This is a genomic window from Gemmobacter caeni, assembly GCF_003054195.1.
Lineage (GTDB): Bacteria > Pseudomonadota > Alphaproteobacteria > Rhodobacterales > Rhodobacteraceae > Gemmobacter > Gemmobacter caeni.
On sequence record NZ_QBKP01000004.1, the window covers coordinates 1 to 13,715 of the forward strand.

Genomic DNA, 13,715 nt, shown 5'->3' on the forward strand with positions numbered 1-13,715 from the left:
ACACCGCGCTCGGCATACCCGTCACGGAAGCTGTGGGATAAGTCCGTCCGGGGAAAGGGGAACCTCGGCCATAACCCGATTTGTGCAACAGAGCCAGTCGGCGCCGCGAATGCTGTCCTTGCACTCGAAGGCCCAGATCTCGGCCCGGACAACTTCCACCGGGCGGGCATTGGCTGCGGGGGCAATCGCGGCGGCGCGGGCCGCAGCCCGGCGCTTCATCTCCCGCCATGCCTGTGCCAACGATACCTTGAAGAAGGCGCGCAGCCGGGAAGCCGGGGCGCGGACGCTCCACAGGTCTTGCTTGGCCCAGGTCCATGCGAGGCGGAACAGTGCGGCGCGGTCAATGGCCATGGCTAGCCCCTCGGGTTGATATAAATTATACTATCCATGGGCCGATCTATGATCAATATAAATTATATCAGGTTTGCACATGACAGGGGAACAGATCAGGGCTGCGCGCGCGCTCTTGAAATGGTCGGCGCGGGAATTGGCAGATGCCAGCGGGATCGGCTGGGCGACAATCCAGAGGCTTGAAAGCAAAAACGGCCCGCTTGCCGGTTACGGCCAGACGCATGAAGCCATCCGCAAGGCCCTCGAAGCCCAAGGCGTCCAGTTCCTCGAAGCCGGGCAGGTTGCCGCCGGGCCGGGGGCCGCGCTGGGCGGCAAGGAATGACGGGCAGCCCCCGGATTTTTTCGGGAGAGGGGAACAGCCCGCCCCCCGGTTCGCAGATCGGGGTGCCGCCGTTTTACCTCGGGCGTTTAGTTTAGGCTTCGTCGCAGGTTTAGCGGCTGCGGCGCCGGGCGCTTCGCTGCCCCGCATAGCGAAAGGCCGGGGGAGGAAACTACCCGCGCAGGGCCAGCCGCCCGTCCTGTTCTTCGCCTATCGGCGCCTATTTTATGTCACCAATCGCGCGCCTGCGCGCGCGTGAATTGCGCTTTTCACGTCCAAGGGTTCAGCCTGTTCCCGTGAAAGCGCGGCGCCGGGCCTCGCGTCACGACCACCGATAAATCGGTGCGACCTCGCGTTATGGCCTCACCTGAATCGGTGTGGCTGCCTCGCGTGATGATGTCCAATAAATCGGTGCTGCGCTGCGTCCGGTCCAAAAAACTGTGTTAGCAAACGCCCTGCATGAAGCCCCCCGGTCCCCTTCCTTGCCGGTCCAGACTTTTACCCACCCCCTCGGGCTTGCCGGGCGCGCTTGGCGCGTTTCTTGCAGCCCGGCGAACAGAACACCGCATCGGCGCGGCGCCAGAGCGGCACCGGGTCGCCGCAATGCGGGCAGATCCAGCCATTGCGCTGCAAGCGCCGCAGCACCGCCACCGCGCGGGCTATCACCTACAATGAACCCGGAAGATCCCAACTGACCCCGGAAAACCTCGGGCAAGTCAAGAAAAACAGGGGGTTGCAGTGATCGCAGGCCGGTTTCAACGCTGCGGCGCGCTGTCATGCAGTAAGTCGTGAAAAGGCCCTTCAAGGGGCGTTGAAGGCCAATTGAAGGCGTGGCGGGCGTTATGTGCCAGAAGGCCGAAAGCCCAAGAAAACAAGGCGGAATCGGGGATATGCGCCGAGAGACCGCCATCGGGCGACAGTTCCGAACATGGAAATCAGGTGCCAAGTTTGCTTCGGCTGTTCCATGTTTGGGTATGATAATGAAATTTATACATATTTCCTTTGACAGCCCCACTGTGAAAGACCGCTGAACATGGAACAGATTTTGACTTCCTGCTCCCTTGCAGCGTGCGACAGAGGCTGTAGATTCGGGGCCGATCAAAGTGTAGCGTTAACGCATATCGCTTGGCAGGAACGGCCCCAGAGCTGCCGGTCGACGTGTCAGAGTGTAGTATCAGTGCGTTCCCGAAAGCTGCCGTTCGACTGGCGTCGCAGCAAAGCTTAGGCCATAATGGCGGCTACGCAGGACTTTGCTGCCGTTAATCGCTACAGCAAGCCAGAGGTGGGCCGGCTGTCCGGCCTGAACCCTGTGCAATAATATTGCCTGTGCCATGTCACAAAAGCCTAGGCCGTCTCGTCTTCTCGGTGTCAGATCAACCTGGAGATAGACGATGACACCTCGCATGACCGACCATTTCAAACGCATTGGCAGCGCCTTCAACGGCCTTGTCACCTTCGAGACCGAGCTGCGCAAGGGCCCGCTGGACCATGTGCTTCTGCATCTGGTCAAACTGCGCGCCAGCCAGATCAACGGCTGCGCCTTCTGCATCCAGATGCATGTCTCCGACGCGCTGAAAGATGGCGAAAGCCATCTGCGGCTGCATATGGTGGCAGGCTGGCGCGACAGCACGCTGTTCACGCCGCGCGAACGGGCGGCGCTGGCCTGGACGGAAAAGCTGACCACAGTTGCCGCGGCGCATCCCACGGATGCAGATTGGGAGGCGGTCTCGGCGGTATTCAATGCGGATGAGCTGGCCTTCCTGACCTTTGCCATCAGCGGCATCAACCTGTGGAACCGGACCCAAATTGCCTTTAGCGTGGCGCATGGGCTGGATCTGCCCGCCGAACGCCCCCATGCGGCCTGATCCCGTTGATATCTTTCAGGCGCAGCGGCCTCGGCTGCTGCGCCTGGCCTACCGGATGCTGGGCAGCCATGCCGAGGCCGAGGACATGGTGCAGGAGGCCTGGCTGCGCTGGCAGAATGGCGATCATGGTCAGGTCGCAGAACCGGCGGCCTGGCTGACGCGGGTCGTGTCGCGCCTTTGCCTCGACCAGATGAAATCGGCCCGCGCGCGGCGCGAGACCTATCCCGGCACCTGGCTGCCCGAGCCGCTGATCGAAGAACCCGACGATGCGCTGCGCCCTGACAACCTGCCACTGTCGCTGATGGTGGCGCTGGAGCGCTTGTCGCCGCTGGAGCGTGCGGCCTTCCTGTTGCACGATGTTTTCGGTCAACCGCTGGATGAGGTGGCCCGTACCATTGACCGTGCCCCCGCCGCCACGCGGCAACTGGCGGCCCGGGCGCGGGCGCATGTGCAGATCGACCGCCCACGCTATACCGTGCCGCGCGACACCGGGACGGCGCTGGCCCGGGCCTTCTTTGACGCCTGCAAGACCGGCGATGCGGCAGCACTTGGCACCATGCTGGCCGAAGGTGCCACGCTGCATGCCGATGGTGGTGGCAAGGTGAATGCAGTTCTGAACGTGATCCGGGGCGAGGCCGCGATCACCCGCATGTTCGCGGCCCTGTCGCGCAAATTCGGTGCGGAAATGGAACTGCTGAGCACAACCACGATCGACGGATTGCCGGGCTTCATCTCCCGCATTGCCGGCTCTCTGCAAACCACGGCGCTGGACATCACGGACGGCCGTATCAACCGGATCTACATCACCCGCAACCCGGACAAGCTGACCGGGGTGCTGCCGCATTGATTGTGATCGACGCATATCGGATCACGGGCATGAAAATGCGGCTGTCAGCAACAATCGAATGACAGGAGACATCGGAAGAGCGAAACTAAAATGAGTCATGCTCTGACGGTCCGCAAAGGGCTCCGAGCAACATGCTGCGAGGCACCTACCCGCAGTTTCGCGGGCCACTGGCCACGAAGGGCGGGGCCCGGCCCTAGACGGTCATTCACTAAGCCTGATGCTGCCTCGCCGCGTTCCCGAAAGCGGACCTTAGTGCGCGGTACAGCAAATTTGGCAGGTCAGATGGACGACAAGGGGTAGTCGCGCTCGCGGCCTTGGGGACCGCCCCCCGGATATCTCCGAACACTCTTGCTGCAACTTTCGAGTAAAAGACTGCAAAATTATGTGTCAACTATCATCCGTTACACCCAACTCCGCTGGCCGTGACCGGACGGACATCCGGTTGTCGTGGGGCGATGCTGCCGGTCCCGTGACGTTCAGGCCGTGCGGCGACGGGCCGGCCCTCTGGCGACCTGCGACGGCGATGCCATGGTCGAGAGAGGTAAAACCGAGGCGCTGGAAGGCGGCGCTCCGCGCCAGCCGGAAGCGCGGGAGCACTGCAAACCCTTGAGCGACCTCGGGCAGGTTGCCCCATAGCGCGATATGACGCATGGTTTAGCTGCATTGCGGATGCGAGTTTGATGCAGGTCAAGGCGGCAACGGGTCTGTCGTCCGATACCAGCCGCAACACAGCCAACCGGAGTTCCGTCCGTGACCAGCCCCGATACCGAGCCGCACAGCCTTTACGCCGCCCGCGAGCCCATCTTTCCAAAGCGGATCAAGGGCAATTTCCGCACGCTGAAGTGGTGGCTCATGGCCCTGATGCTGGGGGCCTATTACCTCGCGCCTTGGATTCGCTGGGATCGCGGACCGGAACTGCCGGATCAGGCGATCCTGCTGGATATGGCTGGCCGACGCTTCTTCTTCTTCATGATCGAGATCTGGCCGCATGAATTCTATTTCGTCGCGGGCCTGCTGATCATGGCGGGGCTGGGCTTGTTCCTGTTCACCTCGGCCGCAGGGCGGGTCTGGTGCGGCTATGCCTGCCCGCAGACGGTCTGGACCGATCTGATGATCCTTGTCGAACGCTGGGTCGAGGGGGACCGCAACGCCCGGCTGCGGCTGTTTCGTCAGAAATGGGATGCCGAGAAAATCCGCAAGCGCCTGGTGAAATGGACGCTGTGGCTGCTGATCGGTCTGGCGACGGGCGGGGCATGGATCTTCTATTTCACCGATGCGCCGACGCTGGCCCGCGACCTGGTGACTGGCAACGCGCATCCGATCGCCTATACGACGCTGTTCATCCTGACGGCGACGACCTTTGCCTTCGGCGGTTTCTTCCGCGAACAGGTCTGCATCTATGCCTGCCCCTGGCCGCGCATCCAGGCCGCGATGATGGACGAGGACACGCTTACCATCGGGTATCGCGAATGGCGGGGTGAGCCGCGCGGCAAGCCGGGGGTGGCGGGCAACGGCGACTGCATTGACTGCAAGGCCTGCGTCAACGTCTGCCCGATGGGAATCGACATTCGCAACGGACAGCAACTGGCCTGCATCACCTGTGGTCTCTGCATTGATGCCTGCAACGAGATCATGGACAAGATCGGCAAGCCGCGCGATCTGATCGGGTATCTGGCGCTGACCGACGAGACCCGCGAGCGGGCGGGTCAGCCGCCGAAATCGGTGTGGAAACACGTCTTCCGCCCGCGCACGATCCTTTACACGACGCTTTGGGCGGGTGTGGGTGTGGCCCTGCTGGTCGCGCTGTTCATGCGCTCGGATATCGATGTGAACGTCTCGCCGATCCGCAATCCGCTGTATGTCACGCTCTCGGATGGTACGATTCGCAATGCCTATGACCTGCGGCTGCGCAACAAGCTGGGGGCGGCGCACGACTATGCGATCAGCGTGACGTCGGAGGCCGATCTGCGCGTTCGGATCGAGGGAACGGATGGCGATACGGTGAGCGTCCCTGCCAATGACACCCTCTCTGTCCGCATGTATCTTGAGGCCCAGCCGGGCAGCGAGGCGGCGCAGCAGGAACGCACCGAAGTACGGCTCTGGATCAACGACGCCGATGGCGGCGATACGCGGGTTCACCATGACACCGTGTTCCACGGGAAGGACAACTGAGATGGCAGAAATCACAGGGCGTCAGGTGCTGGTGGTGACCGTCGGGGCCTTCGCCATCATCATCGCGGTCAATGTTCTGATGGCCTACAAGGCGATCAGCACCTTTCCAGGGCTGGAGGTACAGAACTCTTATGTCGCCTCGCAAAGCTTCGACAGTGACCGCAAGGCGCAGGAGGCGCTGGGCTGGATGCTGGTGCCCGAATATCGCAACGGCGAGGGCCTGCATCTGACCTTTACCGATGCCTCGGGACAGTTGGTGCCGGTGCGCGACCTGAACGTTCTGATCGGCCGCACCACGACCGCGGCTGACGACCAGACCCCGACATTCGTGCGCGAGGCCGGGGTATACAAGGCGGCCGTCGATCTGGCGCCGGGCAAGTGGATGCTGCACGTCGAGGCGCATGCCGAGGATGGCACGCTGTTCCGGCAACGGCTTGATCTGTTCATCCGGGGGTAGGCCATGACGCTGGCGCAACGGATTGATCGGGGGCCGGAAGACACCGGCCTTGGGGCGCCTTCTGCCTGTCCGGCCTGCGTGGCTGCACCTTCGGCGGAACGTCTGGCGCAGATGGCGGGTCCGCAGGATGCGCGGCTGATGCTCTCGGTGCCGATGGCTCATTGCGCGGCCTGTATCTCGACCGTGGAACAGGCGCTGGCGGATGTGCCCGGCGTCCGCTTGGCCCGGATGAACCTGACGCTGAAGCGGGTGTCCGTCGATGCCGATCCCGCACTTGAGGCCGCCCCCCTGATCGCCGCGCTGAAAGGCGCAGGCTACGAGGCACATGAACTGGACGCGGGCCTGCTGAGCGCGACCGAGACCGACAAGCAGGGCCGCGATCTGCTGATGCGGCTGGGTGTTGCCGGCTTTTCCATGATGAACGTCATGCTTCTGTCGGTTGCCGTGTGGTCGGGCGCCGAAGATGCGACGCGCGACATGTTCCACTGGATTTCCGGGGCTATTGCCCTGCCGACAGTGGTCTTTGCCGGTCAGCCGTTTTTCAAATCCGCCTGGGCCTCACTGCGTGTCGGGCGACTGGGAATGGATGTTCCGATCAGCCTCGCGCTGATCCTCGCTTCGGCGATTTCGGTCTTCGAGACGATGAAGTCCGGGCATCACGCTTATTTCGATGCGGCGGTGATGCTGGCGTTCTTCCTGCTCGCCGGGCGCTATCTTGATCACCGCACCCGCGCAGTGGCGCGGTCGGCGGCAGAGGAGCTTGCGGCGCTGGAAGTGCCCCGTGCCACCGTAGTGCGCGAGGGCGAGGAAGTGGCGGTCGCCATTTCCGAGATTGCGGTGGATGAACTGGTGCGGGTGCGCCCCGGTGGCCGGATGCCGGTGGACGGGGTGATCGTCGAGGGCACGTCGGAGCTGGACCGCTCGCTGCTGACCGGGGAAAGTCTGCCGGTCTGGGCTGGGCCTGATACCGTGGTCAGTGCGGGCGAGGTCAACCTGACAGGTCCGCTGACCCTGCGCGTCACGGCGGCGGGCAAGGATTCCAGCCTGCATCGCATGGCCGATCTGGTCGCGGTGGCCGAGGCGGCCAAGACCCGCTACACCAGCCTTGCCGAACGCGCGGCGCGCGCCTATTCGCCGCTGGTCCATCTGCTCAGCTTTTCCGCCTTCGGGTTCTGGATGTGGAAAACCGGGGGTGACCTGCGCTATGCGGTCAATATCTCTGCTGCCGTGCTGATCATCACTTGCCCCTGTGCGCTGGGGCTGGCGGTGCCTGCGGTGGTGACTGCGGCCTCGGGCAAGCTGTTCCGCAAGGGTCTGCTGATCAAAGACGGCACCGCGCTGGAGCGTCTGGCCGAGGTGGATACCGTCGTCTTCGACAAGACCGGGACGCTGACGCTGGGCGTGCCGGAGCTGACCAATCTGGGCGAGCATCCGCGTCAGGCCGCCGAGGTGGCGATGGCGCTGGCCGGGGCTTCGGCGCATCCGCTGGCGCAATCGCTGGCGCAGGCGGGGCGCGCGGCAGGGCTGCATCCGGCGCAGGTATCCGATTTGCGCGAGGTGCCGGGCTATGGCGTCGAGGGGCAATGGCGCGGCCGCCGGGTGCGGTTGGGCCGCGCCGGCTGGTGCGCGGCCGAGGCCCTGCCGGTGACCGCGACTTATCTTTGCACCGGCGAAGGCAGCCCGCGCGCCTTTACCTTTGCCGACCGGCTGCGGCCGGGTGCCGCCGAGGCGGTGGCCGCCTTGCAGGCGCAGGGCAAGGACATCCGGCTGATCTCCGGTGATGCCGAAGGGGCGGTGGCCGATCTTGCCGGGCGTCTGGGGATCCGTCACTGGACGGCAGGCGCGCTGCCTGCCGAAAAGGCGGCAGAGGTCGCGGCGCTGACTGCTGCGGGGCACAAGGTGCTGATGGTCGGGGACGGGCTGAACGATACTGCCGCGCTGACGGCGGCAGATGTGTCGATCTCGCCCGCGACTGCGCTGGATGCGGCGCGTACTGCCTCGGACATCGTGCTGCTGGGGCAGGATATGGCACCGATTGCCGATGCGACCCGGATCGCGCGGCAATCGACCCGGCGCATCCGCGAGAATTTCAGTATTTCCGCGCTTTACAACGTGGTGGCTGTGCCGCTGGCACTGGTGGGGCTGGCCACGCCGCTGGCGGCGGCGCTGGCGATGTCGCTGTCATCCATATCCGTGACGCTGAATGCGCTGCGGCTGAAATGAGGCTGGAATGGGTATCCTGACGTTTCTGATTCCGATCTCGCTGTTCATGGGCGGGGTCGGGCTGGTGGCCTTCTTCTGGGCGTTGAAGAAGGGGCAGTTTGACGATCCGCAGGGCGATGCGAACCGCATTCTGACCAAGGATTACGACGACCGCCCCAAGCAGTAATGTCGAAGGGGGGTTGTCTGCCCCCTTGCCCCTGCGGGGCACCCCCCGAGGATATTTTGCCAAGGTAAGGCTCAGCGCCAGGCGAAGAAGTCTTTCGGGGCTTGCGCCAGCAGGTCGGCAGCCAGTTGGCGGCCAAGCGCAGTGCCATCGCTGGCGGGGCCGCGAATGTCGCCGGTGATGGTTTCGGAACCGTCGGGGCGCAGAATCTCGCCGCGCAACCAGAGGTCGCGGCCGTCCAGCAGCGCAAGCCCGGCGATGGGGGTTTCGCAAGACCCATCCAGCGCCGCCAGATAGGCACGCTCGGCAGCAAGGCGCAGGCCAGTGGGCGTGTGATGCAGCGCGGCGAGCATCGCCTCGGTGCGTGGATCGTTCAGGCGTCGCTCCACACCGATGGCGCCCTGCGCGACGGCGGGCAGCATGTCTTCGGGTTCGATGGCGGAGCGGGCGACATGCGCCATGCCCAGCCGGTTCAGCCCGGCCATGGCAAGGAACGTGGCCGAGGCCACGCCATCGGCCAGCTTCTTCATCCGGGTCTGGACGTTGCCGCGAAACTCCACCACCTCCAGATCCGGGCGGCGCGCTTTCAACTGTGCGCGGCGGCGCAGGCTGGAGGAGCCGACTCGGGCACCCTGCGGCAGGTCGGCGATGCCGGTGGCGGTGGCGGAGACGAAGGCATCGCGCACATCCTCCCGCGGGAGGTAGCAATCAAGGATCAGCCCCCCGGGCTGCGCCACCGGCATGTCCTTCATCGAATGGACCGCGATGTCGATGCCCCCGGACAAGAGTGCCTCTTCGATTTCCTTGGTGAAGAGGCCCTTGTTGCCGATCTCTTTCAGCGGGCGGTCAGCGGCGATCAGCACCGAGTCGTCGCCGGTCGTCTTGATGATCACGATGCGGAAGGCGTCTTCGGGCAGACCGAAGGCGGCCATCAGCCGGTCGCGCGTCTCATGGGCCTGAGCCAGCGCCAGCGGCGAGCCGCGGGTGCCGATCTTCAGCGGTTCGGCGGGGGTGGGGAGTGCGAGCGTCATGCCCATCGGCATAGCCTTGCGGCGCCTGCCTTGCAACGGTCAGCGCGCCGCAGGGGCCAGCAGATCCGCCAGAACCAGCGCCATGACAAGGGCGCTGTCCTGCATGTCCTGCATACCGACCCATTCGTCAGGCTGATGCGCCAGATGCAGCAGGCCCGGCCCGTAGGCGATGCAGTTCTTCAGCCTTCCGATGCGGTCAATATGCTTCTGGTCATAGGTGCCCGGCGAGACGACGTAATCGGCGACCTGGCCCAGCACTTTTTCGATGGCGGCGGCTGTAGACCGCACCACCGGGGCGGCGCGTTCGGTCATGGTGGGCTGCACCTCGAACAGGTCGCGGATGGTGTAATCGAAGCCGGGGCGACTGGATTTCAACCCGTCGAGCAGGCTCGTCATCTCAGCCTTCACCTCGGGCAGGGCTTCCTCGATCAGGAAACGGCGGTCGAGCACGATGCGGCAGCGGTCGGCGACGCAGGGCGCGGGCAGGCCGGTGAAGCCGGGTTCGGCCTCGGCCTCGCCGCCGTGGATCGAATTGATGTTCAGTGTCGATTGCCGGGCGCCCTCGGGCACCACCGGCATGGCGGTGCGCTTGGTGGAGAGGTGGGGATAGAGGCGATGCTCGATCTCCTCCAGCACCGCGCCCATGTGGCGGATGGCGCTGTCGCCGAGGAAGGGCATGGAGCCATGGGCGATGCGGCCCTTGGTTTCCACCTCGGCCCACCAGACGCCGCGATGGCCCAGACAGATGCGGTCCTTGTGCAGGGGTTCGGGGATGATGACGTGCTGCACGCGGTCGGGGTCGAACCAGCCCTGTCCGGCAAGGTAGGCGACACCGCCATAGCCGCCGGATTCCTCGTCTGCCGTGGCGCTGATTTCGATGGCGCCGGAGAAATCGGGGCAGGTGGCGATGAAGGCTTCGGCCGCGATGATGCTGGCGGCAAGGCCGCCCTTCATGTCGCAGGCGCCCCGGCCATAGATGCGGTCCCCGTCGAGCTCCCCGCCAAAGGGCTCGCGGGTCCAGCCATGGCCGACCTCCACCACATCGTGATGGCTGTTGAAATGCACGCAGTCGCCGGGTGCGCTGCCTTCCCGCCGCGCCACCATGTTCCAGCGCGGCCATGTCTCGCTGTCGCCCGGTGCGCCCTCGGCCCGCACCAGCGCGGTGACGAAGCCGCGCGCCGACAGCCGGTCGGACAGGTAATCGCAGATCTCGCGGTAATGCCGACCCGGCGGGTTCAGCGTGGGAATGCGGATCAGATCCTGCGTCAGCGCGATCAGGTCATCGCGACGGGCGGCGATTTCGGCGGCGAGGCGGGGGTGCAGATCAGGTTCCATTTTGCGGATCATAGGGACGGGGCCTAGCGTTCGGCAATGGACTGGATCGACCTTACCCGCCCGATGGATGAAACGCTGACGGTTTATGCGGAGCCGGGCTATTCCGACCCACCGTTCAGCGTTGAATCATGGTGCGACATCGCCGGGCAGGGCTATGCGGTGCAGCGGCTCGCGCTCGGCACGCAATGCGGCACCCATATCGACGCCCCTGCCCATATGGCTGAAGGCGGCGCCACGCTGGAGGCGCTGCCGGTTTCCGCGCTGGTCGGGCGATATGTCACGCTGCGACCGGGGCAGGTGCCGGAGCGGGGCGACGCGACGCTGCTGTTCGTCGATGGCACGGCAGGGCCGGTCACGCGGGCCGGGTTCGACGCGGCACTGGCGCTGGGCTTTCCGGTCTGGGTCATGGCGGGCGGGTTGCAGGTGACGGGGGAGGAACCCTTGTTCCTGCATCGGGCGCTGGCCCGAGCCGGGGTCTATCTGGTCGAGGATCTGGATGAGGTGGCCGTGGCGCAGTTGCCTGACCGGGGCGAGATCATCGCGCTTCCCCTGCGTCTGGTCGGCACCGGCGGATCGCCCTGTCGCGTTCTGGCGCGTGGTGATGAGCTGCGTTGATTTTCCCTTGCGGCTGGCGCAGGCTTGGGCGGTAAGCGTGTCAGGCCGCGACGCAATTTTTCCGCGCGCGGTTCTGGTAAGGTGCCTGTGACCCGCACATATGTAAACGAGATTCACTTGGAGGAGCCCGATGGCCACGTTTGATGCCCAGATCGCCGAAAGCCAGAAGCAGATCGCAGAGGCTCAGGAAAAGATTGCCGCCATCACAACCCGGATCGAAACCGCGCGTCAGAACCTGTCGCAGGGCGACGCTTCCATCGACATCGAGAATGCGACGCTGGAGGATGTTCACAAACACACCGACCTGATGAACGCCAATATCGCCGAGCTGATCATGGGGCTGGACGATGTGACGGCGGGTTTCACCGAAGATTTCAACGAACTGCGGTCGAAAACCACCATGGAAAGCGTGGTAGGCTTCTTCTCGGGCTCCAAATCCGAAGCGATGCGGCAGGAACGCCTGCGCACCGCCTCGATCGACAGCAAGTTGCAGGATCTGATCTCGAAATCCGATGTGATCGTGAAGCTGCTGCAAGGGCAGCTTGACCTGCTGAACGGCCAGAAAACCAAGGTGGAGGCAAACCTCGTCAGCACGCTCGACGAGCGTGAAACCACCGTGGCCGAGCTGGAGGCCGTGCGCACCCGCGTTGCCGCCATGGACCCGCAGATCATCGAACTGGAAAACAAGATCGCGGTTGAACAGGACGCCGCCGCGCGCACCAAGCTGGAAACCGATCTTGCGACGCTGAACGCCGAATACAATGCGCTGGTGCAGGATGAACAGGTGAAGCTGGCGAAAAGCCAGACGCTTGAGCGTTATATCGAGAAGGGCAAGACCTGGGTCGACAGTTTGCAGAACCAGGCGGCGACGCAGATGGTGCTGATCAACAAGCTGCAAACCGACACCCGTCAGCGAGTGGTGCTGTATGACGCGCTGACGTCCTCACTGAAAACAGCGCAGCAGCAGGATGTTGCGCACCGGATCAACGAGATCGGCGTCAAGACCGACCAGGAGGCGCAGGCCGCCATGGCCGCCATCGGCACCGCCACAAATCAGCGCATGGCCGACATGCTGGAGGCGCACGAGGGCCATATGGTCTTTGCGCGGCAGGTGCTGGAGGCGAAGGCCAAGGCTGACGAACGCTTTGCGCGGCGCTTTGCCAAGATCGTCGAGAAACACGACAAGAACCAGTATGGCGAATAAGTGTCCGATACGGTGAAAGAGGCGCTGACCGACGATCACGCCACGCTGTCTGACGGCCTGCTGGCGCGGCGGTATTTCGCCAAGTTCGACGCGATCACCGGCCATCTGGGTCGGGTCGCGGCGGAACTGGAGGCCGAGGGGCGTCTGGGTCGGCTGGAGGCGCGGGTAATCGGCGGCTATGTGCAGCGGCTCGCGGCGACCTTCCGCGCGCTCAGCCACAAATATCTGATGACCGGGCGGCTGGAGGGCGCGCTGCCCGGTGCGCCGACCTTTGACCGGCATGAAAGCGGCTTTCCCATCGCGCAGGAACTGATGCTGATGGCGGTGGATGCGCAGCATGCCGTGCAGCATCTGGCGGGTATGGCGGCGGAGGCGGAGCTGAAAGACCGGATGGTGCGCCAGATCGTCGGTGATCTGACGGTGCCGACGCAGTTGCAATTCGCGCTGTCGCAGCGGCTTTATTACGAGGCGCTGAAGGCGGGCGGGCTGTTTCAGGCGCGCAACGACCCCGATGCGCAATGGGTGGCCGATGTGGGCGACCGGCGGCGCTTTCTGGTGCATTGGGCGGTTTACGACACGCAAACCAACCTGCCCGCGGTTTATCTGCTGGAGGTGGAGGATACCGGCCGCCGCCCCTTTCCGACCGATGACCGCCGCTGGCCGCAGGCGCAGGCGCATCTGATGGCGCAATCTCTGGCGGGGCTGAAGCTCGTGACCATTGCCATGGGATTCGACCGCGACTTCGCCGATCTTTACCCCCGGCGGCTGCGGCGGATCACGCTGGGGCCGATGTATTCGCACAGCTTCACCCTGCAATCCGGCCCCATCGCCGAGGTGCTCGCCAATGCCATGGCCCCGACGGGCGAGGATTGGGCGCTGGTCTGGACCATCGAAGATCTGCTCTCGGACCGTGAGGAAGAGGTGAAGGACGGCTGGTTTTCCACCGCTTTACGGCAGGTCTGGCGGCTGGATCCGGTGAACGGCGGTGAGACCGGCGCCACGCGGCTGGAACGCATGATGATCCTGCCGGAACGCCCCTATCAGGCGCTGGCCGAGCTGAACCCGCCCGGTTTCGCCAATATCCGTAAATTCGTTGTGGGTGCCGGCGGGCGCCTCATTCCCGCGAGGTAGAA

At 64.5% G+C, this 13,715-nt stretch carries 13 protein-coding genes; 10 read left to right on the forward strand and 3 right to left on the reverse strand.

All coding sequences use genetic code 11. The features are described 5' to 3' along the window. Nucleotides 1–21 precede the first annotated feature (21 nt). The gene (locus C8N34_RS07315; protein ID WP_108128371.1) at nt 22–351 is read right to left on the reverse strand and encodes a hypothetical protein; all 330 of its coding nucleotides are present in this window, start codon (nt 349–351) and stop codon (nt 22–24) included. Between the two features lie 79 nt (nt 352–430). Here C8N34_RS07315 and C8N34_RS07320 point away from each other — a divergent pair, with 79 nt between their 5' ends. The 7 genes from C8N34_RS07320 to ccoS all read left to right on the forward strand — a co-directional run bounded on the left by C8N34_RS07320 (nt 431) and on the right by ccoS (nt 8,400). After that, nucleotides 431–673, forward strand: coding sequence for a helix-turn-helix domain-containing protein (locus C8N34_RS07320; protein WP_199750757.1), 243 nt, complete (start codon nt 431–433; stop codon nt 671–673). A 1,400-nt stretch (nt 674–2,073) separates the two neighbouring features. Next, nucleotides 2,074–2,535 (forward strand): carboxymuconolactone decarboxylase family protein, encoded by a 462-nt coding sequence (locus C8N34_RS07325; RefSeq protein ID WP_229825801.1) that lies wholly within the window; start codon nt 2,074–2,076, stop codon nt 2,533–2,535. Next, entirely contained in the window at nt 2,525–3,382 is an 858-nt protein-coding gene (locus C8N34_RS07330) for a sigma-70 family RNA polymerase sigma factor (RefSeq protein ID WP_108128561.1), read from the forward strand. The genes C8N34_RS07325 and C8N34_RS07330 overlap by 11 nt, the downstream gene beginning before the upstream one ends. A gap of 750 nt (nt 3,383–4,132) precedes the next feature. Then, nucleotides 4,133–5,554: a cytochrome c oxidase accessory protein CcoG gene (gene ccoG, locus C8N34_RS07335; RefSeq protein ID WP_108128372.1), complete on the forward strand. Its 1,422-nt coding sequence runs from the start codon at nt 4,133–4,135 to the stop codon at nt 5,552–5,554. 1 nt (nt 5,555) lies between these two features. Continuing rightward, the gene (locus C8N34_RS07340) at nt 5,556–6,011 is read left to right on the forward strand and encodes a FixH family protein (RefSeq protein ID WP_108128373.1); all 456 of its coding nucleotides are present in this window, start codon (nt 5,556–5,558) and stop codon (nt 6,009–6,011) included. A 3-nt stretch (nt 6,012–6,014) separates the two neighbouring features. Further along, entirely contained in the window at nt 6,015–8,234 is a 2,220-nt protein-coding gene (locus C8N34_RS07345) for a heavy metal translocating P-type ATPase (RefSeq protein ID WP_108128374.1), read from the forward strand. Between the two features lie 7 nt (nt 8,235–8,241). Continuing rightward, nucleotides 8,242–8,400, forward strand: coding sequence for a cbb3-type cytochrome oxidase assembly protein CcoS (gene ccoS, locus C8N34_RS07350; RefSeq protein ID WP_108128375.1), 159 nt, complete (start codon nt 8,242–8,244; stop codon nt 8,398–8,400). A 71-nt stretch (nt 8,401–8,471) separates the two neighbouring features. On the opposite strand, the gene hemC is transcribed toward ccoS, so the two are convergent. Then, nucleotides 8,472–9,428 carry a hydroxymethylbilane synthase gene (gene hemC, locus C8N34_RS07355; RefSeq protein ID WP_108128562.1) on the reverse strand — a complete coding sequence of 319 codons (957 nt, stop codon included), beginning with the start codon at nt 9,426–9,428 and terminating at the stop codon, nt 8,472–8,474. A 39-nt stretch (nt 9,429–9,467) separates the two neighbouring features. Beyond that, on the reverse strand, nt 9,468–10,763 hold the full coding sequence (locus C8N34_RS07360) for an acetylornithine deacetylase/succinyl-diaminopimelate desuccinylase family protein (protein ID WP_170120540.1): 1,296 nt from the start codon (nt 10,761–10,763) through the stop codon (nt 9,468–9,470). A 36-nt stretch (nt 10,764–10,799) separates the two neighbouring features. Here C8N34_RS07360 and C8N34_RS07365 point away from each other — a divergent pair, with 36 nt between their 5' ends. From C8N34_RS07365 to C8N34_RS07375, 3 genes are all read left to right on the forward strand, one after another. Then, complete coding sequence (locus C8N34_RS07365; RefSeq protein ID WP_108128377.1) at nt 10,800–11,378, forward strand: cyclase family protein; 579 nt, start codon at nt 10,800–10,802, stop codon at nt 11,376–11,378. Between the two features lie 130 nt (nt 11,379–11,508). Then, complete coding sequence (locus C8N34_RS07370; protein ID WP_108128378.1) at nt 11,509–12,582, forward strand: hypothetical protein; 1,074 nt, start codon at nt 11,509–11,511, stop codon at nt 12,580–12,582. Then, nucleotides 12,583–13,713, forward strand: a complete 1,131-nt coding sequence (locus tag C8N34_RS07375; RefSeq protein WP_229825800.1) for a hypothetical protein — start codon at nt 12,583–12,585, stop codon at nt 13,711–13,713. Nucleotides 13,714–13,715: the final 2 nt, after the last annotated feature.

Coding starts and splice junctions, on each gene's coding strand:
- C8N34_RS07315 (WP_108128371.1), bottom strand. CDS start 351: ATGGCCATTGACCGCGCCGCACTGTTCCGCCTCGCATGGACCTGGGCC.
- C8N34_RS07320 (WP_199750757.1), top strand. CDS start 431: ATGACAGGGGAACAGATCAGGGCTGCGCGCGCGCTCTTGAAATGGTCG.
- C8N34_RS07325 (WP_229825801.1), top strand. CDS start 2,074: ATGACCGACCATTTCAAACGCATTGGCAGCGCCTTCAACGGCCTTGTC.
- C8N34_RS07330 (WP_108128561.1), top strand. CDS start 2,525: ATGCGGCCTGATCCCGTTGATATCTTTCAGGCGCAGCGGCCTCGGCTG.
- C8N34_RS07340 (WP_108128373.1), top strand. CDS start 5,556: ATGGCAGAAATCACAGGGCGTCAGGTGCTGGTGGTGACCGTCGGGGCC.
- C8N34_RS07345 (WP_108128374.1), top strand. CDS start 6,015: ATGACGCTGGCGCAACGGATTGATCGGGGGCCGGAAGACACCGGCCTT.
- ccoS (WP_108128375.1), top strand. CDS start 8,242: ATGGGTATCCTGACGTTTCTGATTCCGATCTCGCTGTTCATGGGCGGG.
- hemC (WP_108128562.1), bottom strand. CDS start 9,428: ATGACGCTCGCACTCCCCACCCCCGCCGAACCGCTGAAGATCGGCACC.
- C8N34_RS07360 (WP_170120540.1), bottom strand. CDS start 10,763: ATGGAACCTGATCTGCACCCCCGCCTCGCCGCCGAAATCGCCGCCCGT.
- C8N34_RS07365 (WP_108128377.1), top strand. CDS start 10,800: ATGGACTGGATCGACCTTACCCGCCCGATGGATGAAACGCTGACGGTT.
- C8N34_RS07370 (WP_108128378.1), top strand. CDS start 11,509: ATGGCCACGTTTGATGCCCAGATCGCCGAAAGCCAGAAGCAGATCGCA.